The organism is Caballeronia sp. dw_19 (assembly GCF_018449515.1).
In the GTDB taxonomy this organism is placed as follows: domain Bacteria; phylum Pseudomonadota; class Gammaproteobacteria; order Burkholderiales; family Burkholderiaceae; genus Caballeronia.
Genome location: NZ_JAAVUQ010000069.1, coordinates 1 through 22,377 on the forward strand (window position 1 = coordinate 1; position 22,377 = coordinate 22,377).

Below are 22,377 nucleotides of genomic sequence, written 5' to 3' on the forward strand. Positions count from 1 at the left end.
GCACAGTGGCTAATAGTGATAAAGAGAAAATCCGACTCTCGCAGACCACTAACGCCGAAAGCACCACCCCGGCACTGACCCCGCCCACTAACCCCAGAACCGACCACCCCAGCATCAACCCCAACCACTAACCCCCGACCAACCCCGTTTATCTCACGCTCGTTTGCCTTCGCCGACGGCATCAAGGCATGGGCGTTTCAACTTTTAACCTGAGCCTTAATTCAAGTCCATTGCTCCAGCAATGGACCTTCGCGCCCTCCAACGGGATCGCTGCGTGGAAACGGCAACGCTTCCATTGCAGCGATTTCTTCCCCGGATAGCGCGTCACGCCGGATATCCCATTGCTGGCCCTCGGGATATGCGCCGACGACCTGAAACCGTCCCTCCGTCGCTTGCAGGCAGTGGCCGCTTCCTGCTGGAAGCAGCACGACATCGCCAGCTTCCAGTGAGACAACCAGACCGCCCGGTCCGCCAACGATCACCTCCGCTTTTCCCGATATTACCCCCAGCACTTCATGCGCCGTGGAGTGGAAGTGGTGGTAGTCGAAGATGCTGTCGCGCCACTGCGGCGGCCATTCATTGCGAGCGAACAGCGCTTCGAATGCCGGGCCGAGGTCCTTGCGGGAAGGGTCAAGCGCGCGGCGATAAATCAGTACCGGCAAGTGCCGGTTGTTCGGGACCCAGGCGTGCGGTGTCAGCCTGAAGATTTCATAGTCGAGGTCTGAAGCCTGGCGGGCGGATTGAAGATCGTGCTTCATGAAAACTCCTTGATCGGACCAGATGACGAAGGTTCTATCCACGCCAGCTTTTTGCGTGCCCGTGCCCCGGCGCACGCCAACCGCCACTCCCCGCCATTGCGTTGAAAAAACTACTGCGCCACCGGGCGTCCAGGCGCGGTCGTTAAATCTTCCATATTCAATACTATTAACTGTCATATAGCTTTCATTAATGAAAATTACACTTCGCCTGCACCGCGTACCCCTCGACTCATGGTTTATTCGCTCAGGCGTTTCAATGACAGGGTGCGCTGGCCCCCACCCAACAGAAAACCGGACCAGACGACATGCAAGAGCAGCCCAACGTATCGCGCCGTAAAGCCCTGAAACTGCTCGTGGGCGCACCCATGCTGCCCTTGGGCGCGTTCTCCGTTTCCACGCTTTTGGCAGGCTGCGGCGGCGACAACCCGACCGCACCGGTCACGTCGGCGTCGTTCAAGTCCGCTTCGTTCGCTTCAATGGCGGCTCCGTCGCTGGTGGACACGGCCGCCATGGCGACGACCACGGTCGGCTCGACGCTCACGGTGAGCTACAGCGACGGCACCACGCAAGCCTACAAGCTCGCCTACCAGCCGTTTTTCGTAACGGGCGACATGGTGCCGAACGGCAGCGGCGGCACGACGCTCGCCGGCGGTTATTACGACATCAACAACCAGCCGATCATCGATCAATCCGTCACCGGCAAAGAGCGCCAGTTCTTCTCCGATTGCCCGGACGGCACGTCGCTGCTGTCACTCGACAAAACCACGGTTGCCGGCATCAAGGGAAAGGCCGTCTTCGCCGTCGTGCAGTTCGAATATGCGACGCGCGACCAGAGCCTCGTGTCGGTGTATGGACAGTTGCCTTCGCCTATCGCCGTGCTTACGCTCGACCAGGATCAGACCACCGGCAAACTCACGCTCGTGAAGTATCACAACGTGGATACGTCGAAGGCGAACGGGTTGTGGATCACCTGCGGCGCGAGCCTGTCGCCGTGGAACACGCATCTGTCGAGCGAAGAATACGAGCCGGACGCAACGGTCATTTCAAGCAACAGCCAGTTCAAGGCGTTCAGCACGAGTCTCTATGGCGACGCGAACCGCGCGAACCCCTACAACTATGGCCATCTCCCGGAAATCACGGTGAACCCGGACGGCACGGGCACGATCAAGAAACACTACAACCTCGGGCGCATCTCGCACGAACTGGTGCAGGTGATGCCGGACAAGCGCACCGTCATGATGGGCGACGACGCGACCAACGGCGGCCTCTTCATGTTCATCGCGGATCGGGCGGAGGACTTGTCGTCGGGCACGCTGTATGTGGCGAAGTGGGCGCAGACATCGTCGGCCGGGGCCGGCGCGGCCAACCTGACGTGGATCAGGATTGGCAGCGCGACGAGCGCGGAGATCGAAGCAATGGCTTCGAAGCTGCAAGCGTCGGACATCATGGACGTGAGCACAACGGACCCGCGCGACGCGAGCTTCACGAAGATCAATTTCAACGGCACGTTCAACTGGATGCGCATCAAGCCGGGCATGGAGAAGGCGGCGGCGTACCTGGAGACGCATCGGTATGCGGCGTATATCGGCGGGAGCATGGGCTTTACGAAGCTCGAGGGCACGACGATCAACGCGAAGGACAAGATCGTGTACACCGCGATGTCACGCATCGAGAAGTCGATGGTCAAGGGCAACGCGGCATCAACCGATGTAGCCGTCGATAAAACCATCAACGCAGGTGCGGTCTACGCGTTGAACCTGAAAACGGGGCAGCGGGACACGAGCGGCGCCGCGATCAACAGCGAATGGGTACCGGTCGACATGGCGGCGCCGGCTGCGCTGGTGGGCGAAGACCTTTCGCCGTCCGATGCGCTTGGCAATACCGCGAACCCGGCCAAGATCGCGAACCCGGACAACGTGAAGTTCTCGGAGAAGCTGCGCACGCTCTTCATCGGCGAAGATTCGAGCATGCACGTGAACAACTTCCTGTGGGCCTACAACGTGGACACGCAGACCCTGTCACGGGTGCTGTCGTGTCCGGCCGGCGCGGAATCGACTGGCCTTCATGCGGTTGACGAGATCAACGGCTGGACCTACATCATGAGCAACTTCCAGCACGCAGGCGACTGGGAAAGCCCGGTCCACGACAAGGTGAAAGCCGCGCTGGACCCGATCGTGCGGGCCAACTTCAAGGACCGCTTCGGCGCCACGGTCGGTTACCTGACCGCGGACGCGTCCAGCATCAAGCTCGCCAAAGGCTGATCGAGCGGGTCAGCTTCCTTTTTGATAACCATCGGTCAGGGTATGGAGGAACGCGATGATGTCCTTCATCTCCTGATCCGTCATCGCGGGCTTGTCGCCGAACTTGCGGTCGAACGGCGCGTCGGCCACGTCGATGTTCGCGTGGAACTGCGCCGGCAGATCGTCGTACTTGTTGACCTTGCCGTCGGCGCCCTTCGGGTAGAACTTCTGCGGCGCGGTATTGCGGTCGTTGTAGAACGACATGACGTCGTCGAGCGAATGATAGACGCCGTTATGGAAGAACACTTGCCGCGTCGCGGCGTTCCGCAGCGTGGGCGTGAGGAACATGCCGCAATACTGGGTCTGGTCCTTGATGTCGTCACGGAACGGGCCGCACACGCCCATGTCGTAGAACTTCGGATCGTGGTTGACAGCAAGCGCGGCGTTGCGCGGAACGCCGAGCGCTTCGTACTGGTAGTCGGTGAACATCGGCGGCACGCCGTCGGAACTGGGCTTGGACAAATGGCAACCGGCGCAGTTGGCCTTGTCGGGATCGTTGAAGAGGCGCAAGCCGTGCAACTCTGCTTGCGACAGGCGCGCCTTGCCCTCGAGCCAGTAGTCGTACTTGCTCGAGTACGGATGAAACGACTGCTCTTCAACCTGATAGCGCGCAATCGCAAACATGGCCTCGGAAACGGTGAGGTTCGTGCTCTGGAAAATATGCGGGCCGAACAGCTTCGTGAAGTCGTCCTTGTAAGCCGTGCGCTGCAATTTCGCGGAGACATCGGCTTCGCTGGTGTTGGCCATTTCCACGGGGTTGAGCATCGGGCCAGACGCTTGAGCTTGCAGCGTATCGGCGCGGCCATCCCAGAAGAAACCGCCTTGCGGCACCATGGCCGGCGCAGCGGGCGCGACGCCCGCGTTCTTTTGCGCCTTGGCGGTTCCTGCGGCTTGCGAGGCGAGGGCGGCGAAATCGGGCGGAGCTTCGGCTTCGCCGGCATCGGGTCCAATGCTGAAGTTAGGCTGCAGATACAGATACATCAGGGAAGGCGGCGGACGGTAGCCTTCCAGCGTCATGTGCGGTCCGCCCAACTGCACGGAGAGTTTGTTCGGCGGCCCGTAGGCGTGGTCCGGGCTGTGGCAGGACGCACACGATTGTTTCCCAGAGGCGGACAGCGACTCGTCGAAGAAAATCTTCTGGCCGAGTTGTGCGACCGCGCTCAACGGCGCGACCGGCGGACGGGAGAGTACGACAGGATTCGGATTGGCACCCGTCAGGTCTTCCACGATAGCACCCACGCGGGCCGGTACTTGCGAAGGGAAAGCGACGGCCCATCCACTAAATGCGACCGCGCCGAGAACCACGGCGGCGAGGCATCCGAGCAGGATGTTCTTCGGGCGGGGAAAGCGCGGCTTCTCGCCAGTGGCAGGGGTTACCGGGGGTATGACGGTGTGCGACATGTTGACCGGGAAGCAGAGGCAGCATTGAAAAAACGCCGCCGGCCGATTGCTCGGCGGCGACGCGGCAAGAACACTACCGTCCGCATCAGTCATCCGACGCGGACGTTCAGGCAACAATCAGATGGTGGGAACCGATGCGACCGGCGTACCCAGATTCGGATCGACGAACAGCGTCGGGTTGTTACCCGGGCCGCTGAAGTTGAACATGCCGTTGATGCTGCCGGCAGTTGCGTCGAACGAACCGCCACCGAGACGCGCACCGTTGAGCCAGTTGTCTTCAATGAAGCGAACCACCGAAGCCTGGTTGATCAGCGTGTGGTCCACGTAGTTCACCTTGGCCCACGGCGAGATCACGACGAACGGAATGCGCGTGCCCGGACCGCAGCGGCCATTCACCGGCGCGCCGTTCACACCCAGCGGAGCCGTGCCTGTGCCGCACGTGCCGGCGCCATTCACCTGGTCGGCAACTGCGTCGAACGACGACGAATTCGGGACTGCGTAAGCATGGTCGTACCAGCCGTCCGAGTCATCCCACGCCACGATCACAGCGGTGCTCGCCCAGTCCGGCTGCTGCTGCAGGAAGTTGACGATCTTTGCCGTGAAAGCCTGCTCGTCGAGCGGATCCGAATAGCCTGCGTGGCCATCCTGGAACGCCGGCGCCTTGATGAAGCTGACGGACGGATAGTTGCCGGCCTTGACGGTGGCGAAGAAGTCGTCGGTGTCGTACTGGTGATTCGCCGGTTCCGGCGTCTTGCCGTCCGCTTCAACCGACAAGCCGATCACCGCCGTCGAACTCGGGCGTGCATGCGTCGGGTTCGCCGTCGATGCGAAATACTGGAACCAGTTGTGGTGCGGGACATAGTCGGCGGTTGCCTGACCCACCACCGGCGACAGCGTGCTGCGCTTGCAACTCGTCGTGCCGTTGCTGTTCACCGTCGACAGATTGAAGCCGCCCATGAAGCCGCCCCACGAGATGTTTTGGGCGTTCAGCAAATCGCCGATGTTCTTGCCGGTCATCAACGCGGTGTCGGTCGTGCTCGAGCAGGTGTCGTTGGCCGGATCAACGTCGTTGATCAGCGTGAAGCCGCCCTGGCCGTCGTTCACGTAGTACGAACCCGTGGCCGTCGCGCTGACCGGGCCGGTGCTGAACTTGACGCGCTGCAGGCCGTTGGTCTGACCCGACACGACTTCAAGTGCGCCCGGCGTGGACGGACCGTACGTGGCCGTATAAGCGTTGTCGCTCATCGCGAACTTCTGCGCGTAGTTCCAGAGGGCGCCGACCGTGTTGCCGTCGTAGTAGCCCATGACCTGGCCCGCGGTACCGAATGCGCCTGCGCCGCCTGCCGTGCCGCTACCCGTGAACTTCGGGAAGAGGTCGGCCGCGCCGTTGTCGTAGGCGTGTTGTTCAGGCGTGTACGAGTGGTTCTGGTCGGCGGTCGCGGCTTGCGTCCGGTCCAGGCGGAACGGATTGGCTGCGGCCGTGCCGTTGGCCTGGTTCGTGAAGTTGGGGTTGGCCGTCAGCAATGTGCCGCTAAGGCCATTGATTGCCGGCGTGCCCGCTGCCGGTGTGAACGCCGGCTCGCCTGCCGGGTTCGCTGCGTTCGGATAAGTAGCGAAGTAGTGATCGAACGAGACGTTCTCGTTATAGATCACGACTACGTGCTTGATGGGGGTAGCCGTCGCGATCCGGTTCTGGATGGATTGTGACGAACCAGGGTTGCTGTTGCTGCCACCGCAGGCATATAGGCCGATAGCCATTGCCGCGGTGGGTACGCCAACCATTAAGGCTCGACGAAACATGTGCGAAGCTCCCGATGTCGTTGTTTCAGTGCTCGTTGTGGCCGCGTGGCCTTTGGGGGACGGATGCGGACTGTTCAAAGACCTTTCTTTCGATCCGAGCGCATTGGAACACTTACGGATGAACCCTAAAAGACGGTCTGCTTTCGCTGGCGTTACGTGCAAATAACAAGCAGAAAGAGTCGGTAAGGCGGGGCGTTGAAACGCGGTATGGGTTGGCCTTCAATGCCGCTGACGCGAGCACCGGATCGAGTGTCTGGTGGCCAATTTTTTTAACGCATGAAGGATCGTGCGATTCACCCGGCATGAGTCGCGCGCTTTCACGCGGACGTCACAGAGTGCTTCGATAATCGCTGCTGTAAACGTTTTCAGTTCATTCTTGCCAAAGCCCATGCACTCCACCATCAAGGACGTTGCCGCGCATTCAGGCGTCTCGATCGCCACTGTTTCGCGCGCGCTCAACGCACCGCAATTGCTGAATGCGGAGACGCTCGCCAAGGTGCGGGAGTCGATCGAAGCACTCGACTTCATGCCTAGTGCACGAGGCCGCCAGCTTCGCGGCGTGCGCACGCGGCTGGTCGGCGTGATCGTGCCGACCTTGACCAATCCCGTCTTCGCGGAGTCGCTGCAAGGCATTGATGAAGCGGCATCCGCCAGCGACTATCGCCTGATGCTGATGACCACCGCGTACGACAGCGCGCGTGAGCGCCGCGCGATCGAGACCTTGCGCGAGCAACGCGTCGACGGCCTGATCGCGACGGTGGCCGATGCCGAATCCAATCCCTTGCTGGACGAACTCGATCGTATTGGCTTGCCGTATGTGCTGGCGCATAACGACACGATGTATCGCGCGGCGGTATCGGTGGATAACCGGCGGGCAGCGCGTGACGGCGTGTGTGCGTTGTTGCAGCGTGGGCATCGGCGCATCCTGATGCTGGCGGGTTCGTTCGCGGAATCGGACCGCGCACGTTTGCGATATCGCGGTTATGAAGACGCGATGCTCGACGCCGGTCTCACTCCGCATGCGCCGCTCGAACTCGATTTCAACGCGGAAGATTTGCCGCCTTCGCTGCTCGCCCATCTCTCGGACCCCGCTCGCCGGCCCACTGCGCTTTTCTGCAGCAACGACCGCCTGGCGATGATCGTGATGCGCGGTTTGCGGCATGCGGGCTTGTCCGTGCCGCACGATATTTCGGTGCTTGGTTTCGACGGCATTCCGCTTGGCGAATGGTTATCGACCGCGCTGTCCAGCGTCGCCACGCCGAACCGCGAAATTGGCCGGTGCGCATGGCTTCATCTTGCCAGGCAGCTTGGTCTGCCCGGCGACACCCCCGGCGGCCCCGTCCCGTTCAAGTTGCCTCATAGCGTAAGAACCGGCGCGACCATCGCGCCATTGATCGATCCTGCGGCCAGAACGGCCTCCCTCGTATCGGAGAATCCTGCATGAAAATCCGTCATGTCCTGGCTACGCTGCTTGCAGCGACGGCCACCTTTTGCACGGCCGGTGCGGCGTATGCTGGCAACGCCGCCGACAGCACCGCGATCTGCTACAACTGCCCGCCGGAATGGGCGGACTGGGCGAGCCAGATTGCTGCCATCCAGAAGCAGACCGGTATCCGGGTGCCGTTCGATAACAAGAACTCCGGCCAGGCGATTGCGCAGATGATGGCCGAGCAAAAGAGCCCGATTGCCGACGTGGCGTATCTGGGTGTTTCATCGGCGTTCCAGGCGAAAGACAAGGGCCTGATTCAGCCGTACAAACCCGCAAACTGGAACGATATCCCTGCCGGCATGAAGGATCCCAACGGCTACTGGTTCGCGATCCATTCGGGCACGCTGGGCTTTTTCGTCAACAAGGACGCACTCGATGGCAAGCCGGTACCGCGCTCGTGGGCGGACCTGCTGAAGCCGGAATACAAGGGCATGGTGGGTTACCTTGATCCGTCGTCGGCGTTCGTGGGATATGCGGGCGCAGTGGCCGTGAATCAGGCGCTGGGTGGCACGCTCGATAACTTCAAGCCCGGTCTCGACTGGTTCGCGAAAATGAAGGCCAACGCGCCGATCGTGCCGAAGCAGACCGCGTATGCACGCGTGATGTCGGGCGAGATTCCGATCCTGCTCGACTATGACTTCGACGCGTATCGTGCGAAATACAAGGATCACGCGAATGTTGAGTTCGTGATTCCGAAGGAAGGCACGATCGTCGTGCCGTACGTGATGAGCCTCGTGAAGGGCGCACCGCATCAGGCGAACGGCGAGAAGGTGCTGGATTTCGTGCTGTCGGATGAAGGCCAGCGCTTGTGGGCGAACGCGTATTTGCGACCGGTGCGCGGTGGAACGCTGCCGCCTGATGTAGCCGCCAAGTTCCTGCCGGCGTCGGAGTATGCGCGCGCCAAGGACGTTGACTTCGCGAAGATGGCGGCCAAGCAGAGCGCGTTCGGCGAAGAGTATTTGCGCGTCATGCACTGACCTTCCAACGATGCAAGATTCCACCTTCTCCACCCGCGCGCGGGTCATCCTGCTGGCGCCCGCGCTTGCCGTGTTCTGCGCGTTCTGGCTGCTGCCGCTGGTCGCGTTGCTGCAGGCAAGCGCAGTGCCGGACGCGTTCACCGCGTATCGCGAGGTACTGACCAACGCGCGTTATCTGCATAGCTTGCTCGCGACGATTGCGTTGTCGCTGGCGGTGACGGCGGCGACGCTGGTGTTGTCGACCATCGCGGGGTTGTTTCTCGCGCGTCGCGAGTTGCCGGCCAAGCGTTTGCTGGTCGCACTGCTGACGTTTCCGCTCGCGTTTCCCGGTGTGGTGGTGGGGTTCATGGTGATCATGCTGGCCGGACGCCAAGGGTTGATCGGCGTCATTTCCACACGGCTTACTGGGGACCGCTGGGTGTTCGCTTATTCGCTCAGCGGCTTGTTCTTAGGCTATCTGTATTTTTCGATACCGCGTGTGATCGTTACCGTCATGGCGGCTGCAACGAAGCTGGATGCATCGCTTGAGGAGGCGGCGCGCTCGCTGGGCGCATCGCCGTGGCGGATCTTTGTGGATGTGATTATGCCGGCCCTGATGCCTGCATTGATCGCGGCCGGTGCCGTGTGTTTTGCTACCGCGATGGGCGCTTTCGGCACCGCGTTCACGCTCGCCACCGACCTCGACGTATTGCCGATGACCATCTATACCGAGTTCACGCTGAACGCGAATCTTGCGACAGCTGCGGCGTTGTCGATCGTGCTCGGTCTTGTAACCTGGGCCGTGCTGGCGGTCGCTCGCAGCCTCACCGGCGCGACTGTCGCCGCTACCGCATGAGGATGCCGATGCCTGAGTTCCTGAAACCGCGTCGTCTGCTCGTTGCCGGGCAATTGCTGCTGACACTCGCGCTGGTTGCGTTCATGGTCGTGCCCGTGGTGATGTCGGTGATGGCTGGATTGACCGTCAACTATTTTCGCGGCGTGTCGAGTGGGCTGACGCTCAAATGGCTCGATCAGGTGTGGTCGATGTATCAGGGTTCGGTCTGGTTATCGATCGAGATCGCGCTCGCGACACTTGCCATCACGCTCGCTATTGGCGTGCCCGCAGCGTATGCGCTGGCACGGAGCAATACGCGCTGGGCGCGCTTCGTCGAAGAATTGCTTGTCCTGCCTATCGCGTTGCCGGGACTCGCTACGGCACTGGCGTTGTTGTCCGTATATGGTGGCTGGAGCGCGTTTCGCTCGAGCATGTGGTTCATCGTCGCCGGCCACGTGGTCTTTACACTGCCGTTCATGGTGCGCTCGGTCGCCGCCGTCTGCGCGGGAACCGACCTCCGGACAATGGAAGAAGGGGCGGCGAGCCTGGGCGCGTCGTTCACGCAGCGCTTCCTGACAATCGTGCTGCCGAATGCGCGTCCCGGTATTGTTGCCGGCGCGCTCGCGGTGCTGACTTTGTCGATAGGCGAATTCAACCTGACATGGATGCTGCATACGCCCGACACCAAGACACTGCCGGTCGGACTCGCCGATGCGTACGCGTCCATGCGTCTTGAAGTCGGCAGCGCCTACACCATTCTGTTCTTGCTGATGACCTTGCCGTTGCTGATTGCGATGCAGTGGCTGGGTGTCGATCCGGCTGGAGCGCAAAGTGCTCGCGCCGCAGCAAAACGCAAGCGCGCGTTGTCGCAAAGCGGCTCGACCGGGCAGTCCCTTATTCAACCGTCCCAACCTGTAGAGACTGCACGATGAGACTCGAAGCTGTTCCCGTCACCCTCAGCCGTTGCGCGAAAACGTTTCGCGGGCAGCGTGTGCTCGAACCCGTCGATCTCAGCATCGAACCGGGCGAGACGCTGGTGCTGCTCGGACCGTCAGGCTGCGGCAAGACGACTACGCTGCGGCTGATCGCGGGGCTGGAAAAACCCGACGCCGGGGGCCGCGTGAGTTTCGGTGCCGATGATGTCACGGCGTTGCCTATCGAGCGCCGTCAGGTCGGCATGGTGTTCCAGAACTACGCGCTGTTTCCCAATCTCACCGTGCGCGGCAACGTGGGTTATGGCTTGCGGATCCAGAAGGTCGAGGTCTCGGCGGCGCGTCGCCGGGTGGATGAATTGCTGGAGATGACCGAGCTGACCGCGCACGCGGACAAGCCGATTACCGAGTTGTCCGGCGGCCAGCGCCAGCGTGTCGCGCTGGCTCGGGCGCTCGCGCCGAGGCCGCGAGTATTGTTGCTTGATGAACCGCTGACCGCACTCGACGCCCGCCTGCGCGAAACCTTGCGCGCCGAGATGAACGCGTTGCTGCGCGAACTTCGCGTGACCAGCATCTATGTCACGCACGACCAGTCCGAAGCGATGGCGCTCGCTGACCGGATCGTGGTGATGAGCGCCGGGCGCATTGAGCAATGCGGTACGCCGCGGGAGATTTACTACCAGCCGGCGAGCCGCGCGGTGGCGCAATTCATCGGCACATTGAACCGGGTGGCGGGCGAGTGCCGCGATGATGCATTCGTCACGCTTGGCGGTACGATTAGCGTGACGGGACTGGTCGCGCAACTGCGTGCGCGGGATGGTGCACGAGACGGCGCACGCTCAGAAATTTTCTTCCGGCCGGAAGATGCGGTGCTTGTCGATCCGCAGTCGGCGCAGTTGCGCGGCGCGGTGGAGTCGGCGCTGTTTTTGGGTGAACGCACCCGCTTGAAAATCAGGGACGCGGCGCCGGATGCGTTGATTGTCGATGTGCCCGGCCGCGTTGAACTGGCGCAGGGAACCGCCGTGGGGATATCGGTGCGCGACGAGGGCTGGGTCGCGCTGCACTGATCCCATCGCTTCAGTTCTAACAAGGAGATGCCATGCTGCTCGCTCAAATCACCGATTTACATATCAAGCTTCCCGGTGTGCTCGCGTATAAAAAAGTCGATACGGCAGCCTGTCTGCGCGCTTGTGTCGAACGTCTCAACGCACTGAGTCCGCGTCCGGATGCCGTGCTGGTGACGGGGGATCTGACGGATTTCGGAACCGCCGATGAATACCGCCATCTGGCGGCGTGTCTGAAACCGTTGGAAATGCCGGTGTATCTGATGGTCGGAAATCACGACGATCGCGCGGCGTTGCGCGAGGTTTTCGATGCGCGTTATTTGCACGAAAGCGGTACCGGTAACGACTTCGTGCAATACGCGTTCGATCTGCGAGGTGTGCGGGTTATCGCGCTGGATTCACAGAAGCCGGGGGAGAGCCCAGGTACGTTATGCGACGCGCGTCTTGCGTGGCTTGAGCATCAGTTGGAGGCCGCTGACGGCCTCCCGGTGATTGTCGCGTTGCATCATCCGCCGTTCGCTACCGGTATCGGGCATATGGACGACATGGCGCTTGACGCGCAGGCCGCGTCGAGGCTGGAGGCGCTGATTTCGCGGTATCCGAATGTGGAGCGCGTTTTGTGCGGACATGTGCATCGGCCGGTGCATAAGCGCTTCGCTGGAACGATCGCTTCTATCGCACCGTCGACCGCGCATCAGGTGGTGCTTGATCTGCATGTGGATGCACCGTCGGCGTTCGTGCTCGAGCCGGGTGCGTTTGCCTTGCACTATTGGACGGATGGTGTGGGGCTCGTGTCGCATCACGAATACGTCGAGCAGTTCGATGGGCCGTATCCATTTTTTGATGACGATGGGGCGTTGGTTGATTGAGGGTTTAGCCGGTTACTTTTCCCGGCGCCAGCGACCCCACTCTCACGATCAACCCACCCCCGTCCTCACGATTGCGCACCGCGAGCGTAGCCCCATGTCGCCCTGCAATGCTCGATGCAATCGCGAGTCCAAGCCCGCTGCCCGCCCCCTGCGCACCGGCACCGCGATAAAACCGGTCGAACACCCGGTCCAGTTCATCGAGCGCAATGCCTGTACCTGTATCGACCACTTCAACGCCCAGGCCTTGTGCATCGCGCGTGAGTATCACGTCGACTTTGCCACCTTCGGGCGTATGACGTATCGCGTTATCGATCAGGTTATTCAGCAAGATACCTAGCGAATGTTCGTCGCCCAGTACGACATAGTCGTCCGATGCATCGCGCAAACGCTCCTCCAATCCCAGATCAATACCCTTGGCCTCCGCCAGCAACGACAGATCACTCACTGACCTTTCCGCGAGACGGCGCAGACTCATGGTCGCCACCGACGCCGTCCGGTTCGCGTCCTCACGCGCCATCGCCAATAACTGATGTGCCAGATGAATGATCCGGTTGAGCCGTCCCTCAAGACGCTCGAGCGTCTGGCCATCGTCTTGCAATGTGCCGTCACGCCGGGCCGCCTGAAGCTGCAGCTTCAACGCGGTCAGCGGCGTGCGCAATTCGTGCGCCGCGTCGGCAACAAAGATTCGCTGCGCCTGCGACGCGTCGTTCAAACGCAGCAGCAAGTCATTCAACGCATCGACCAGTGGACGGATCTCGACCGGCACACGGGCGCCAGCCTGCAACGGTTCAAGCGAGTCAAGCGAGCGCCGCGATAACGCACGCGACAACCCACCGATCGGCGCAAGCCCCCGGGCCACGACAAACAACACCAGCGCAATGGTCACCGGCACCACCAGGGCCAGCGGCCACAACGTGCGCCAGGCGAGCCGCAGCGCAAGATCTTCGCGAACGGAGAACGGTTGCGCCACCTGGATGTACCGATCCGGCTGCTGGAGGCCAAACACGCGCCATCGATATTCACCGCGTTCAATCGACTGGAATCCTTCAGCGATACGCGGCAACGCCGGCTCCTTGAGCGAGTGGTAAACAAGCTGGCCTTGCTTGTCCCAGATATCGATCGCAATCAGGTCGTCGGCTATGCCGTCGAACTCGTGGCTGCGCTGCTCAGCAGCGTCGGCAGTGGCAATATTCGCGGGCAACGACAGCGCGACGGTGCGCAGCTCGTAGTCGAATAACTCGCCCGCTTCGCGGCGCGCGGTGTGAAAGATGCCGTAGGCTGCCACTAGCGACGTGGCGGCCAGTCCGAAGATCAGCCAGCCGAGCAGCCAGCGGCGGATGGATGTCATTCGATTCCCTTGAGCCGGTAGCCTACGCCCCGGATCGTCAATATCTGCTCAGCGCCAATCTTGCGCCTGAGACTGTGGACATGCACCTCAATGGTATTGCTGCCCACTTCCTCACCCCATCCGTACAGCTTCTCTTCCAGTTCCGCGCGCCTGAATACGCGTGTTGGTTCTTCGATCAGCACCTGAAGCAACGCGAACTCGCGCGGCACCAGCGGCAACGGCACACCGGCCTTGCTCGCCTCGTGCGAGGTGGGATCGAGGGCAAGTTGGCCATGTGTATAGATGGGCTGCTTTTGTCCGGTACGACGTCGCAGCGCCGCGCGCACGCGTGCGGCGAGTTCGTCGAGATCGAAGGGTTTCATGAGGTAGTCGTCGGCGCCTGCATCGAGCCCGCGAACGCGGTCATCCACGGCATCGCGTGCGGTCAGGATGATGACGGACGCCGCGCCGCCTGCCTTGCGGTACGTGTTCAACACCTGGATGCCATCGCGTTTCGGCAAGCCGAGGTCGAGCAGTACGAGGTCGTACACACCATTGGCAAGCGACAGCTCGGCGGCGCGGCCGTCCGCCGCCCAATCGATCGCATAACCCAGCCGGCGCATGGAGTCGAGCACGGTCTCGGCAATCATCTCGTCGTCTTCCACCAGTAATAGCCGCATTGTGAAGTCTCCTGGTCTTGCCTATAAGTGTCGAGCATGAATTGTCTGTGGCAGGTGCTTAAGCGTTCCTTAAGCGTCCTTTAAGCACGGGCTTCCTGGAATCAACCCCTCTTTCGACGAACCTTGCCAATGAACAGTGATCCTTAACATATCCTTATCTGGAAACGGGCAGCGTTAGCGACACGACCAGCGCTGGAATGTCCTTAAGCATCGCTTAAGCCCATGCATTCCACACTGCGTGTAACTGTGTGTAATAATTTGTCCCCGTCCTGATTATTTCGCTGACACAAAGCTGCATTAATGAATATTCAAAACGCCCGCCGCTGGGCGCCACGAGGCAAGCGAGTGTGGTTACTGAGCGCGCTGGCGCTTTGTGTCGCGAGCGGGGTAAGACTCGCCTTGCACCCGGTCCTGGGTCCCGTCATGCCGGGTGTCGCCTTCTGTATAGCGGCGGCAATGGTCGAATATTTTTTTGGTCTCATCCCCTCGCTGACGGTCATGCTGTTGGGACTAGGCATTGCGGATTACCTGTTCGTGCCACCTTACGGCCAGATTGCAGTCATCGATCGCGCCGACGTCATGCTGGCGATTTCTTACCCGCTCGTGACGCTATCGACCATTACCCTTATTGAACGGCTGCGGCGCGCGCAATTCAGCGCCGAACTGATCGCGGCAGTGGCGCTTTCACGCTATGAAATGCTGCTGCGCGCCGATAACGACCGTGCGCTGTCGCGCCGGGCGGTGGACGAAACGCATCGGCTGGTGCGGCATCTTCCGCATTACCACGACGCCATTATCTTGCTGCAGGCGGTCGATCGCAATGCGGCGCAAGGCGCGAAGGAAATGGCGCCCGGGCGGCTTTTTGCCAATGCCCATCCTGATGATATAGAACGGCTTCAGCGTGGTTTGCAACCGGGGCGGCATCGCGTGCGCATTGGTTCGGGCGACGGCATGCATAAACTCGTGGAATGCATCTGCGAGCGTTTTACCACGCACGCCGGTGAGTTTCTGGTCCTGCGCAGGATTGACTAGCGTGACCAAGGAAACGCCCGCGTTGAACGCTTCGACCTTCTACTCCGGCAGCGACCATGCAGTCCTGATGCTGCACGGCCTGTCCAGTTCGCCGCTCGAAATGCGCCATCTCGCGCGATACCTGAACAGCGAAGGGCTCACCACGTGCGCCCCCAACCTCCACGGTTACAGCGCGGGCACGCCGGAATTACGCATGGAAGCATGGGTTGCGGCCGCGGTCAGGGAATTCGATGCGCTGAGCGAGCGTTACCCGCGTGTATCCGTGTGCGGCCTTTCCATGGGCGCGACGCTCGCACTGGCGCTCGTGTGTGAGCGGCCCAGCGCGCAGGCTATCGTGCTGCTGTCCGTCACGCTTGACTACGACGGCTGGGCGATACCGTGGTATCGCTTCCTGCTCGGCTGGGCCTATTACACGCCGATGCGCAATCGCTGGCGGTATCGCGAGGAAGCGCCGTTCGGACTGCGCAACGAGGCATTGCGCGCGAAGATCGGCCGGGCAATGCAGCGTAACGACTTGAGCGAAGTCGGCCCGTCGAGCATCTCGCTCCCCGCGCTTCATGAGGCCAGCCGCCTTGCAGCGAGCGTGAAAAAATCGCTGGCGGCGCTCAAGAACGATTGCCTGCTGATCCATGCGATCGACGACGAAACATCCAGCCCGCGCAACGCGCAGTTCGTTGCTGCGAACGTGGGTTCGACGGTTCTGCGCACCATCTATCTCGACGATTCGTACCACATGATCACCTCCGACAACGAGCGGGAAATCGTTGCCCGCGAGACAGCAGTTTTTCTCAAGGAAAGCGAGGCTGCCAGCAGTGCCGAAGGTGGCGCGAAGCCGGTGGTATCGAAGGCGCTGGCCCGACGCCTCCGGCAGATGGCATCCATCAGCAAATAAAGCCTGGGCGGCAGCCCGGCGGCGACCCAGAGCGGCGCTGAAGCTTTCAAAACAATTTTCGGTAACTGAACGCTCCGCGCGCGGATAAGCGTCGCTTAAGCATGTCTCGCGCACTCTATGGTCAACGTGGCGTGGTTTTCTCTCGCCTGACGCAGTGCCGTATTCCGCGTTGCCGGTCGACATGAACGCCGCATCGGATGGAATCGGGTTTGTTCGAGATTGAAAGAAAATTCCGCTTGGCGCGAGCCAGAAGAGACTGTCATGCAAACCACCCTGTCGATCACATTGCGCGCCCATGCGGTGCTCTTGTCGGCGTCGGTGACGGTGCTGACGGCGGCATGCCTTTGCATCGTCTTGCTGCTGCACGTGCCGTTGGGCCATCCCGGCACATTTGGACTCAGGGCGACGATATTCGTTATCGCGGTGCTCGGCGCGCTTTATGTGCGGCATAGGGCAAGCTGCGCGTTCAGCGCAGCCTTGCAGGCGCGTCAGATCGGCTTGAGCGACGTCAACGCGAACGGTATTTCCATCAGCGACGACTGTCCGCACGCGTGGCTTGTTCAGATGTACGCGGAGCTTTGTCCGGCGGCGGCGCGTCGGCAAATCGCGTCCAGGTAATGCACATGCGACGTGCGTTGCTCGAAGACGGTGGACCGACGGCGTTACAAACCCTTCGCCAATCCACCGTCTTTTTGTTTAAATCAGGCGCGGGGTACGCACCTGATTTAAACGGTCCAGCCTGCGCTCAAAAGTAATGGCAGACGTAGTCGACAGTTTCAATCACTTCAATCTCGAAGCTCGTGTTGCCGGGCACGGTGATGGACTCGCCGGCGCTATATTCACGCCACGCTTCCTCTCCCGGATTGCGCACGCGGCATCGTCCGGCGTTGACATCGATCTGTTCCGGCGCTTGCGTCGAGAACGTCAGCAGCGCCGGGAAAATGACGCCTAGCGTTTTGCGAGTGCCATCGGCGAGCAGGATGGTATGCGAGACACATTTGCCATCGAAGTAGATGTTGGCGTGCTTGATGATCGAGACGTTGTCGAATTGTGCGGTCGTTGTCATGCGTGGAAATTCCTATGGTCCGGTTTGTTGGCCGACGGTATGGGGCTTAAGCCGCCGGCACGGTGATCTGTCTTAATCGTATCGCCAGGCTCGGGATCGGCATGGCCGAACCTTGACGCGTGGTTTGCTGCCCCGCAAAACATAGTCATTATTCTTCAGCTTGGCAATGGCTCCGTGCACGCGCCATGCGCCCGGCCGGCCACGCGCGGACATGCTAGATAGGGAAACTGGTTGTCGACAGGATTTCCTTCAGGACCATGAAGGTCCTGACCTGGCGCACACCGGGCAAGTACAACAACTGTTCGGCATGCAGGCGGTTAAAGCTCTCGCTGTCGCGCGTGCGTACCAGCATGAAGCAGTCGAACTCACCCGTCACAATGTGGCACTCCATGCATCCCGAGACCTTTTGAGCAGCTTTTTCGAACGCGGCGAAGGACTCCGGCGTCGAGCGGTCAAGCACCACGCCGATGATCATCAACATGCCCGCGTTGAGCTTCTTTGGCTCCAGCAACGCTACGATTCCCCGAATTAGACCCGCTTGTTTAAGACGCTCTACGCGGCGTAAACACGCCGGCGCACTCAGGTTCACCTTGGCCGCGAGCGCAACATTGGAAATAGAGGCGTCGCGCTGAAGCAGCCTGAAGATCGCGCGGTCGACGCGGTCCAGCTCGGCGCCCGATTGACCGCTTACACGTGAGACAGAACGAACTTTTGTTGCGCTCATAGCTATTCCTTCACACATTAATTACGCTGACTAGACATTCATTCAGTGAGAATTAAACAAACGACAATTTAATCGCAACCCTGCTTCAGTCAAAGTTTTTTACCATACTTCTCATCGGCGCAAATTAATGCGGCGACTTGGCTGCCTATTGGAGCGACACATGAACCTCAAGAAATTTCCCCGTCACACGCTCACTTTCGGGCCGACGCCGATCCAGCCGCTCGCACGGCTGTCAGAACATCTCGGCGGCAAGGTCGAGCTCTATGCGAAGCGCGAAGACTGCAACAGCGGCCTCGCATTCGGCGGCAATAAAACCCGCAAGCTCGAATACCTGATCCCCGAAGCGATCGCGCAAGGCTGCGACACGCTCGTCTCCATCGGTGGGATTCAGTCGAACCAGACGCGTCAGGTCGCGGCCGTTGCTGCTCACCTCGGCATGAAGTGCGTGCTGGTGCAGGAAAACTGGGTGAACTACTCGGACGCGGTGTATGACCGCGTTGGCAATATCCAGATGTCGCGGATCATGGGCGCGGATGTGCGCCTGGTCGCGGACGGTTTCGACATCGGCTTTCGCAAGAGCTGGGAAGACGCTTTGGAAAGTGTACGGAAGGCGGGCCGCAAGCCTTACGCGATTCCGGCGGGTTGTTCGGACCATCCGCTAGGCGGCCTGGGCTTCGTGGGTTTTGCGGAAGAAGTGCGCCAGCAGGAAACGGAGCTTGGTTTCAAGTTCGACTACATCGTGGTCTGTTCGGTCACGGGCAGCACGCAGGCCGGCATGGTCGTGGGTTTTGCGGCGGACGGACGCGCGGATAGGGTGATCGGTATCGACGCATCGGCCAAGCCTGAAAAGACCCGTGAGCAGATCCACCGGATCGCGCGGCAAACGGCTGAGCAAGTGGAGCTGGGACGTGACATCACGTTGAACGATATCGTGCTGGATGAACGGTATGGCGGACCCGAATACGGTTTGCCGAACGAAGGCACGCTTGAGGCCATCCGCCTGTGCGCGAAGCTGGAGGGCATGTTGACCGACCCTGTGTACGAAGGCAAGTCCATGCACGGCATGATTGATAAGGTGAAACGCGGTGAGTTTCCGGACGGCTCGAAGGTGCTGTATGCGCATCTTGGCGGCGTGCCGGCGTTGAACGCTTATAGCTTCCTCTTTCGCGAAGGTTGATCGTGTGAGCGTTCAGGGCTGGGTCTCGCAGTTGACGACCCTGTCCGTTCTCGACGCACGCAGCTTTGCGTCGAACGCCTGATTCGCGGAACGCGCGGTTGGCCAATGAGACCATGAGCGCCTTGGCAACGCGCGTGGGTGCATCGTTAGCGGTGGGTGCGTCGGCCCGGTGGTTGGTCCGCTCGTGGCCGGCAAGTTTCTGGCGATGACCGCAGTGCCTGAACTCTTCTGCTTGTTCCGGCCTGGGGTCAATAATGTGAGCAGTCGATGGAATAGACGCCGAACGCGAGGTGTTGTGAAAGTGCGGCCAGGACAGACCGGTGAACCGGTAATGGCTGCAATCACTCCACACTTACGGGTTTCAACATGCTTAATTCGCTTATTTCCCGTCGTCGCCTGATTGCAAGCGGAACGTTGGCGTCGGCTAGCGTCGCGCTCTCGAAGTTTGCGTTCAGCGCTTCCATGCAAGATACGTCGGCCCAATCTCCCGCCGATGCAAAAGCGACGCTCAGCGTTGTGCCCGCTTACCTGGGTTCATCGCCGCAAACGCTGCCGCCGCTGCCTTATGCGGAAAACGCGCTTGAGCCGGTGATCTCGGCGCGCACCATCGGGTTCCATTACGGCAAGCACCATCGCGCGTATTTCGATAACCTGCATAAGCTGCTGGCCGGTACGCCGCTGGCGCAGGCATCGCTTGAACAAGTGATCATGCGATCGCACGATCAACCCGCTCTCGCCGATGTCTTCAACAACGCCGCGCAAGCCTGGAATCACAACTTTTACTGGAATTCGCTGAGCCCGGTTACCACTCAGCCGAGCGACAAACTCCAGGCTGCAATCGTGCGCAAGTTTGGTTCGACCGAGGCGTTGACGAAGGCATTGGTGACGACGTCGGCATCGCAGTTCGGCAGTGGCTGGGGCTGGCTGGTACTCGATCAGGGCGAGCTAGCGGTCATCAAGACGAGCAACGCGGAAACGCCGTTCACGCGCGGACTCGCGCCGTTGTTGACGGTGGACGTGTGGGAACATGCGTATTACCTGGACTATCAGAACCGCCGTCCCGACTATCTTGTTGCTACCGTGTCGCAGCATTTGAACTGGGCGTTTGCGTCGGCTAATCTGGACCGGGTCTGAGGTGGACCGGGGGCGATATGCCCGCAGCGTGGCCGCAGGCGCACAATCCGGGCGCACAATCTATGTGTCAGCCATTTCCTTGAAGCAGGAGTTTCATGTTCATTCATCTTGACCGCGTGAGCCGGGTGGCGGCTGTGATGGCCGTCTGCGTTGCAAGCACTGCCGCGTCCGCTGCGTCCTCTATTGATCCTCCTCAGGCGGAACGCGTCGTGACGACGACCGCTTCCGGCGTGCAGGTGTATTCGTGCGAATACGATGCGCAGCATCATCTGGGTTGGGTGTTCAAGAACCCGCAGGCAACGCTCTACGATACCAGCGGCCAGGCATTGATCCGGCACTCCGCGGGGCCGTCGTGGGAGGCAGACGATGGTAGCCGGATCGTGGGTCACGTGATCGCGCAAACGCCGAGCGAAACCGCCGCGAGCGTGCCGCAGTTATTGCTCGAAACGCGTAGCACCGCGGCGAGCGGCATGCTGTCTGCTATTCGTTATGTTCAGCGTGTGAATACCGTGGGCGGCGTGATGCCGGCCTCGCCGTGTTCGACCGAACATGAGATTGGTAGCTCGCCTTACATCGCCAACTACATTTTCTACAAGTAGTGTAGGCGGCTGCGATGACTTGCGTCACAGGTGTCGACCTCTTCAAAGGACAATCATGTACGACTTCAGATTGCTGTCCCGCATTCACACGCTTCGCGCGGGTTTGCTCATTGCGTTAGTGTTGTCGATGTCGGCCTGTACGGCGCTGAGCGTGGTGACGCATTCAGTGTCGCCTGATGAAGCGAGCGTTCCTGCGGGGCGTTATCAGCTTGACGCGCATCACTGGAACGTCAGTTTTGATGTCGATCACTTCAAGTATTCGCGCTTCGTCATGCGGTTTGACAAGACTACCGCGCAGTTGAACTGGGATGCGGCTGGCATGGATCACAGTACGGTGACGGTGGATATTGATGCAACGAGTCTCGACACCAACGTGCCTATTCTTGACAAGATGGTCAAGGGTCCGGATATGCTGGACGTCGAGCATTCTCCGACCATTCATTTCGTGAGTACGGCGTTCAAGCGCACGGCGGACAACAAGGGTGAACTCACCGGCGACCTGACCATTCGGGGCACGACTCGGCCGGTTACGCTTGCAGTCACGTTTAACGGGCATGCAAAGGATCCGCTGACCAAACAACAGACGCTGGGTTTTTCCGCTGATGGACATTTCAGCCGCGCGCAGTTCGGTTTATCGACGTGGTATCCGGCTGTGGGCGACGACGTGCATGTGGCGATTCAGGCTGAGTTTGACGCCAGTTGATTTTCGCTCGCGCCGGTGGACGGGGTTTGGGGTTTTGGCGAGGTGGTCGGGGGCCGTGTTGGGGTGGCCGGTTCTGGGGTTAGTGGTCGGGGTCTATGCCGGGTTGGTGCTTTCGGCGTTAGTGGTCTGCGTGAGTCGGATTTTCTCTTTATCACTGTTAGCCACTGTGCGTGGCGGCACGTCATTTCTTTGTCCAAAGCGACAAAGAAACGAAGCAAAGAAAGCGCTTTCAAACCGCGCTACCCTAAGTGTCCACAGCGTGCAATTTCTATTCATGGGTGCCCCAAAAGCACGGTGCTCGCCAGAGCGACGGATGTGTGAACCCCTCCTTCTCGCGAATCCTGACACGAACACGCTTCGCCCCGTACGCTCTCGGGCAAGCACACTTGCTAAGGAACCCGCACGGCCTCACGGGTATTTATGGCTGCGGTTTTTTGACAGGTTAGCTACCTGGTCTGTGCGACCGTATTCATTCGCCACAGCTTCATGCGTGTTTGTGTTTACTGCTTCAGTTTTTGTGAATTGGCTGCGCGTTCTGTACCGCTATTTTCGTCGGTTACGGCCACCGGCATCTTCGCGGCCTCGTTTCCAGCGGGGTTGGCGACGTGGTTCGAGGCGCGTACACATTGGAGGGAGGTC

General features: G+C 60.6%; 21 protein-coding genes. 14 read left to right on the forward strand and 7 right to left on the reverse strand.

Annotated features, from left to right (window positions below):
- Window positions 1–221: 221 nt before the first annotated feature.
- On the reverse strand, window positions 222–758 hold the full coding sequence (locus tag HB376_RS39275; protein ID WP_213769076.1) for a cupin domain-containing protein: 537 nt from the start codon (window positions 756–758) through the stop codon (window positions 222–224).
- 305 nt (window positions 759–1,063) lie between these two features.
- On the opposite strand from HB376_RS39275, the gene HB376_RS39280 reads away from it, so the two are divergent.
- On the forward strand, window positions 1,064–3,019 hold the full coding sequence (locus tag HB376_RS39280; protein ID WP_213769077.1) for an alkaline phosphatase PhoX: 1,956 nt from the start codon (window positions 1,064–1,066) through the stop codon (window positions 3,017–3,019).
- A 9-nt stretch (window positions 3,020–3,028) separates the two neighbouring features.
- Here the strand turns inward: HB376_RS39280 and HB376_RS39285 are convergent, their stop codons facing one another.
- Together HB376_RS39285 and HB376_RS39290 are read right to left on the reverse strand one after the other, a co-directional pair.
- Window positions 3,029–4,459, reverse strand: coding sequence for a cytochrome c peroxidase (locus tag HB376_RS39285; protein ID WP_213769078.1), 1,431 nt, complete (start codon window positions 4,457–4,459; stop codon window positions 3,029–3,031).
- Between the two features lie 117 nt (window positions 4,460–4,576).
- Entirely contained in the window at window positions 4,577–6,259 is a 1,683-nt protein-coding gene (locus HB376_RS39290) for an alkaline phosphatase family protein (protein ID WP_213769079.1), read from the reverse strand.
- Window positions 6,260–6,647: 388 nt separating this feature from the next.
- On the opposite strand from HB376_RS39290, the gene HB376_RS39295 reads away from it, so the two are divergent.
- The 6 genes from HB376_RS39295 to HB376_RS39320 are packed head-to-tail and all read left to right on the forward strand — an operon-like array spanning window position 6,648 to window position 12,404.
- Window positions 6,648–7,703 (forward strand): LacI family DNA-binding transcriptional regulator, encoded by a 1,056-nt coding sequence (locus HB376_RS39295; RefSeq protein ID WP_213769080.1) that lies wholly within the window; start codon window positions 6,648–6,650, stop codon window positions 7,701–7,703.
- Window positions 7,700–8,725, forward strand: coding sequence for an ABC transporter substrate-binding protein (locus tag HB376_RS39300; RefSeq protein WP_213769081.1), 1,026 nt, complete (start codon window positions 7,700–7,702; stop codon window positions 8,723–8,725). Before HB376_RS39295 ends, HB376_RS39300 begins: the two co-directional genes overlap by 4 nt.
- 10 nt (window positions 8,726–8,735) lie before the next feature.
- Window positions 8,736–9,560 (forward strand): ABC transporter permease, encoded by an 825-nt coding sequence (locus tag HB376_RS39305; RefSeq protein WP_213769082.1) that lies wholly within the window; start codon window positions 8,736–8,738, stop codon window positions 9,558–9,560.
- A gap of 8 nt (window positions 9,561–9,568) precedes the next feature.
- Window positions 9,569–10,471, forward strand: a complete 903-nt coding sequence (locus HB376_RS39310; RefSeq protein ID WP_346730668.1) for an ABC transporter permease subunit — start codon at window positions 9,569–9,571, stop codon at window positions 10,469–10,471.
- Window positions 10,468–11,538 (forward strand): ABC transporter ATP-binding protein, encoded by a 1,071-nt coding sequence (locus tag HB376_RS39315; RefSeq protein WP_213769084.1) that lies wholly within the window; start codon window positions 10,468–10,470, stop codon window positions 11,536–11,538. Before HB376_RS39310 ends, HB376_RS39315 begins: the two co-directional genes overlap by 4 nt.
- Before the next feature lie 32 nt (window positions 11,539–11,570).
- Window positions 11,571–12,404 carry a phosphodiesterase gene (locus HB376_RS39320; RefSeq protein WP_213769085.1) on the forward strand — a complete coding sequence of 278 codons (834 nt, stop codon included), beginning with the start codon at window positions 11,571–11,573 and terminating at the stop codon, window positions 12,402–12,404.
- A 4-nt stretch (window positions 12,405–12,408) separates the two neighbouring features.
- On the opposite strand, the gene HB376_RS39325 is transcribed toward HB376_RS39320, so the two are convergent.
- Window positions 12,409–13,752, reverse strand: coding sequence for an ATP-binding protein (locus tag HB376_RS39325; protein ID WP_213769086.1), 1,344 nt, complete (start codon window positions 13,750–13,752; stop codon window positions 12,409–12,411).
- A complete protein-coding gene (locus HB376_RS39330) occupies window positions 13,749–14,411 on the reverse strand; it encodes a response regulator (protein ID WP_213769087.1) in 663 nt (220 codons plus the stop codon). Before HB376_RS39330 ends, HB376_RS39325 begins: the two co-directional genes overlap by 4 nt.
- A gap of 300 nt (window positions 14,412–14,711) precedes the next feature.
- Between HB376_RS39330 and HB376_RS39335 the strand changes: the two genes are divergently transcribed.
- The 3 genes from HB376_RS39335 to HB376_RS39345 all read left to right on the forward strand — a co-directional run bounded on the left by HB376_RS39335 (window position 14,712) and on the right by HB376_RS39345 (window position 16,953).
- Window positions 14,712–15,443 (forward strand): DUF4118 domain-containing protein, encoded by a 732-nt coding sequence (locus HB376_RS39335; protein ID WP_213769088.1) that lies wholly within the window; start codon window positions 14,712–14,714, stop codon window positions 15,441–15,443.
- Between the two features lies 1 nt (window position 15,444).
- Window positions 15,445–16,335, forward strand: coding sequence for an alpha/beta fold hydrolase (locus tag HB376_RS39340; RefSeq protein WP_346730669.1), 891 nt, complete (start codon window positions 15,445–15,447; stop codon window positions 16,333–16,335).
- A gap of 261 nt (window positions 16,336–16,596) precedes the next feature.
- Window positions 16,597–16,953, forward strand: a complete 357-nt coding sequence (locus HB376_RS39345) for a hypothetical protein (protein ID WP_213769089.1) — start codon at window positions 16,597–16,599, stop codon at window positions 16,951–16,953.
- A 127-nt stretch (window positions 16,954–17,080) separates the two neighbouring features.
- Here the strand turns inward: HB376_RS39345 and HB376_RS39350 are convergent, their stop codons facing one another.
- Together HB376_RS39350 and HB376_RS39355 are read right to left on the reverse strand one after the other, a co-directional pair.
- Window positions 17,081–17,401, reverse strand: coding sequence for a pyrimidine/purine nucleoside phosphorylase (locus HB376_RS39350; protein ID WP_213769090.1), 321 nt, complete (start codon window positions 17,399–17,401; stop codon window positions 17,081–17,083).
- 214 nt (window positions 17,402–17,615) lie between these two features.
- Window positions 17,616–18,125, reverse strand: a complete 510-nt coding sequence (locus HB376_RS39355; protein WP_255631851.1) for an Lrp/AsnC family transcriptional regulator — start codon at window positions 18,123–18,125, stop codon at window positions 17,616–17,618.
- A gap of 160 nt (window positions 18,126–18,285) precedes the next feature.
- On the opposite strand from HB376_RS39355, the gene HB376_RS39360 reads away from it, so the two are divergent.
- From HB376_RS39360 to HB376_RS39375, 4 genes are all read left to right on the forward strand, one after another.
- Entirely contained in the window at window positions 18,286–19,302 is a 1,017-nt protein-coding gene (locus HB376_RS39360) for a 1-aminocyclopropane-1-carboxylate deaminase (RefSeq protein WP_213769092.1), read from the forward strand.
- 528 nt (window positions 19,303–19,830) lie between these two features.
- Window positions 19,831–20,436: a superoxide dismutase gene (locus HB376_RS39365; protein ID WP_255631858.1), complete on the forward strand. Its 606-nt coding sequence runs from the start codon at window positions 19,831–19,833 to the stop codon at window positions 20,434–20,436.
- A 95-nt stretch (window positions 20,437–20,531) separates the two neighbouring features.
- On the forward strand, window positions 20,532–21,035 hold the full coding sequence (locus HB376_RS39370; RefSeq protein WP_255631852.1) for a DUF3455 domain-containing protein: 504 nt from the start codon (window positions 20,532–20,534) through the stop codon (window positions 21,033–21,035).
- Window positions 21,036–21,090: 55 nt separating this feature from the next.
- A complete protein-coding gene (locus HB376_RS39375; RefSeq protein WP_213769094.1) occupies window positions 21,091–21,738 on the forward strand; it encodes a YceI family protein in 648 nt (215 codons plus the stop codon).
- Window positions 21,739–22,377 lie beyond the last annotated feature (639 nt).

Excerpts from the sequence above, each read along its gene's own strand:
- HB376_RS39275 (WP_213769076.1), bottom strand. The coding sequence starts at position 758 with ATGAAGCACGATCTTCAATCCGCCCGCCAGGCTTCAGACCTCGACTAT.
- HB376_RS39310 (WP_346730668.1), top strand. The coding sequence starts at position 9,569 with ATGCCTGAGTTCCTGAAACCGCGTCGTCTGCTCGTTGCCGGGCAATTG.
- HB376_RS39280 (WP_213769077.1), top strand. The coding sequence starts at position 1,064 with ATGCAAGAGCAGCCCAACGTATCGCGCCGTAAAGCCCTGAAACTGCTC.
- HB376_RS39330 (WP_213769087.1), bottom strand. The coding sequence starts at position 14,411 with ATGCGGCTATTACTGGTGGAAGACGACGAGATGATTGCCGAGACCGTG.
- HB376_RS39315 (WP_213769084.1), top strand. The coding sequence starts at position 10,468 with ATGAGACTCGAAGCTGTTCCCGTCACCCTCAGCCGTTGCGCGAAAACG.
- HB376_RS39335 (WP_213769088.1), top strand. The coding sequence starts at position 14,712 with ATGAATATTCAAAACGCCCGCCGCTGGGCGCCACGAGGCAAGCGAGTG.
- HB376_RS39305 (WP_213769082.1), top strand. The coding sequence starts at position 8,736 with ATGCAAGATTCCACCTTCTCCACCCGCGCGCGGGTCATCCTGCTGGCG.
- HB376_RS39285 (WP_213769078.1), bottom strand. The coding sequence starts at position 4,459 with ATGTCGCACACCGTCATACCCCCGGTAACCCCTGCCACTGGCGAGAAG.
- HB376_RS39295 (WP_213769080.1), top strand. The coding sequence starts at position 6,648 with ATGCACTCCACCATCAAGGACGTTGCCGCGCATTCAGGCGTCTCGATC.
- HB376_RS39370 (WP_255631852.1), top strand. The coding sequence starts at position 20,532 with ATGTTCATTCATCTTGACCGCGTGAGCCGGGTGGCGGCTGTGATGGCC.
- HB376_RS39320 (WP_213769085.1), top strand. The coding sequence starts at position 11,571 with ATGCTGCTCGCTCAAATCACCGATTTACATATCAAGCTTCCCGGTGTG.
- HB376_RS39375 (WP_213769094.1), top strand. The coding sequence starts at position 21,091 with ATGTACGACTTCAGATTGCTGTCCCGCATTCACACGCTTCGCGCGGGT.
- HB376_RS39360 (WP_213769092.1), top strand. The coding sequence starts at position 18,286 with ATGAACCTCAAGAAATTTCCCCGTCACACGCTCACTTTCGGGCCGACG.
- HB376_RS39355 (WP_255631851.1), bottom strand. The coding sequence starts at position 18,125 with ATGAGCGCAACAAAAGTTCGTTCTGTCTCACGTGTAAGCGGTCAATCG.
- HB376_RS39345 (WP_213769089.1), top strand. The coding sequence starts at position 16,597 with ATGCAAACCACCCTGTCGATCACATTGCGCGCCCATGCGGTGCTCTTG.
- HB376_RS39300 (WP_213769081.1), top strand. The coding sequence starts at position 7,700 with ATGAAAATCCGTCATGTCCTGGCTACGCTGCTTGCAGCGACGGCCACC.
- HB376_RS39325 (WP_213769086.1), bottom strand. The coding sequence starts at position 13,752 with ATGACATCCATCCGCCGCTGGCTGCTCGGCTGGCTGATCTTCGGACTG.
- HB376_RS39290 (WP_213769079.1), bottom strand. The coding sequence starts at position 6,259 with ATGTTTCGTCGAGCCTTAATGGTTGGCGTACCCACCGCGGCAATGGCT.
- HB376_RS39350 (WP_213769090.1), bottom strand. The coding sequence starts at position 17,401 with ATGACAACGACCGCACAATTCGACAACGTCTCGATCATCAAGCACGCC.